Origin of the sequence: Staphylococcus pasteuri (genome assembly GCF_030547725.1) — a bacterium.
GTDB classification, from domain to species: Bacteria; Bacillota; Bacilli; order Staphylococcales; family Staphylococcaceae; genus Staphylococcus; species Staphylococcus pasteuri.
On record NZ_JAUOQO010000169.1, the window covers coordinates 1 to 310 of the forward strand.

Sequence of the window (310 nt, forward strand, 5' to 3'; positions counted from 1 at the left end):
GTTGATGCCAAGACCACCAGCAAACAATAAAAAACCGAGCATGCCGTGTAACAGCAAGTTTTGAAAATTGATCGCACTGATCGATTCAATCAACCGGGGGAAGGCCTGAAACAACTTGGTTTCGCCCAATAATATAAGTAACAGCGACAACACTATAGACGCGGCGGTAATTGTAATAGTGGATTGAACTGAGCCTATGCGGCTATTCACATAGGCAATTAACATCGCTAAGGCGGCAAGGTAACAAAGGCTGTAATAAGTATCCAAAGATGAGTCCAGTATTCAAGCAAATCATTGCTTAGTCATTAGC

1 protein-coding gene is annotated in these 310 nt (G+C 42.6%); it reads right to left on the reverse strand.

Annotated elements, in window-relative coordinates:
* Positions 1 to 225: hypothetical protein (locus Q4528_RS13265; RefSeq protein WP_303521971.1), on the reverse strand; the 225-nt coding region annotated here is incomplete at its 3' end.
* Between the last annotated feature and the right edge of the window lie 85 nt (positions 226 to 310).